2 protein-coding genes are annotated in these 1,679 nt (G+C 71.2%); both read left to right on the plus strand.

The annotated features are described in order from the left end of the window. On the plus strand, positions 1–1,171 hold a 1,171-nt coding region (locus Mterra_RS21080; protein WP_119316857.1), incomplete at its 5' end, for a glycoside hydrolase family 13 protein. A gap of 25 nt (positions 1,172–1,196) precedes the next feature. After that, complete coding sequence (locus Mterra_RS21085) at positions 1,197–1,598, plus strand: cupin domain-containing protein (protein WP_119316858.1); 402 nt, start codon at positions 1,197–1,199, stop codon at positions 1,596–1,598. Positions 1,599–1,679 lie beyond the last annotated feature (81 nt).

A 1,679-nucleotide genomic window follows, 5' to 3' on the forward strand; every position in this document is an offset into this window, starting at 1 on the left:
CCCCTCCCCCTCCTCCCACCGCTACGACGCGCTCGACTACCACAACGTCGATCCCCGGCTGGGCGGCAACGAGGCCTTCGACCGCCTGGTGCAGGAGTTGCACGCGCGGGGCATGAAGCTCGTCCTCGACGGGGTGTTCAACCACATCGGCAGCGGCCACCCCGACTTCCAGAAGGCCCTCAAGGACCCCACCAGCCCCGAGGCCGGGCAGTTCACCTTCCACGCCGACGGCACGTACGCCGCCTTCTTCGGGGTCAAGACCCTGCCCAAGCTCGACTACGCCAACCCCCTCACCGTCGAGCGCTGGATCGACGGCTACCACGCCCCGGTGCGGCACTGGATCCGCAAGGGCGCCGACGGCTGGCGGCTGGACGTGGCCCACCAGATCGGCGAGGGCGGCACCGACCGGGGCAACGCCGAGCTGCTGCGCCTGATCCACCGCAACTCCCGCGAGGAGAACCCCGAGGCCTTCGTCTTCGGCGAGCTGTTCTTCGACACCACCGAGAAGCTGCGCCAGCACACCCTCGACGGCTCCATGCACTACGCCGGCTTCGCCAACCCGGTGATGGAGTGGCTGTCGGGGATGAACGTGTACGGCTGGCCCGTGCGGGTGAGCACGCTCGAGGTCTGGCAGACGCTGTGGGACCACTACGCTGCGCTGCCGCTGCAGACCCGCCAGGCCATGTACACCCTGCTCTCCTCGCACGACATCCCCCGCGCGCTGTGGCGGCTGCGCAACGACGTGAGGAAGTTCAAGCTGGCGCTGGGCCTGCTCCTGACCTTCCCCGGCGCCCCCGGCATCTACTACGGCGACGAGGTCGGGCTGGGCCAGGCCAACGACTGCGACGACTTCAACGGCGACCCCATGTGCCGGGGCACCTTCCCCTGGGACGAGCGCAAGCGGAACGAGGAGGTGCGCGGCTGGGTCAAGCAGCTCATCCGGCTGCGCAAGGGCGTGCCGGCCCTGCGGCGCGGCGGGCTGCTGCCGCTGGAGGTGAGCGAGAAGCTCCTCTCCTTCCGGCGCGTCTACGCCGGCGAGGAGGTGCGGGTATACGCGGCGCTCGAGCCCGTCGCCCTCGAGCTGCCCCCCTCCACCGACCTGCTCACGGGCAAGGCGGTGTCCGGGGGGGTGGAGCTCGAGGGGCTGGGCGTTTTCCAGGTGAAGCGCTAGAGAATTGAGGCATGCGGGAGGGCGTATGAGCGAGCAGAGCTGCCGGGTGATCCGGGCCGCCGAGGGGTACCGGGGCAAGCAGGGGCTCAGCTACGGCGGGGCCGTTTCGGCGCAGAGCGTGGGCGCGCGGCGCTTGTGCATGCACCGGGTGAGCATCCCGCCGGGGGCTAGGGCCAACGCCCACCTGCACGAGGAGCACGAGACGGCCATCTTCGTGCTCAGCGGCGAGGCGGGGATGTGGTACGGGGAGCGGCTCGAGCACCACCTCAGCGCCCGGGCCGGGGACTTCGTCTACATCCCCGCCGGGGTGCCCCACCTGCCCTACAACCCCAGCCTCACCGAGCCCGTGGAGGCCGTGCTGGCCCGCACCGACCCCGACGAGCAGGAGAGCGTGGTGCTGCGCCCCGACCTCGACGGGCTGCGCTGACCCGGAGGTTCAGGATGCCGCCAGAAACCGCCATCTCCCCGGTCCAGGCCTGCCTCAACGGCGCCCGCGCCCCCGGCGCCC

It is taken from the genome of Calidithermus terrae (assembly GCF_003574345.1).
GTDB classification, from domain to species: Bacteria; Deinococcota; Deinococci; order Deinococcales; family Thermaceae; genus Calidithermus; species Calidithermus chliarophilus.

What these genes read in the sequence shown, in the direction of transcription:
- Mterra_RS21085 (WP_119316858.1), top strand. Translation starts at nt 1,197, where the DNA reads ATGAGCGAGCAGAGCTGCCGGGTGATCCGGGCCGCCGAGGGGTACCGG.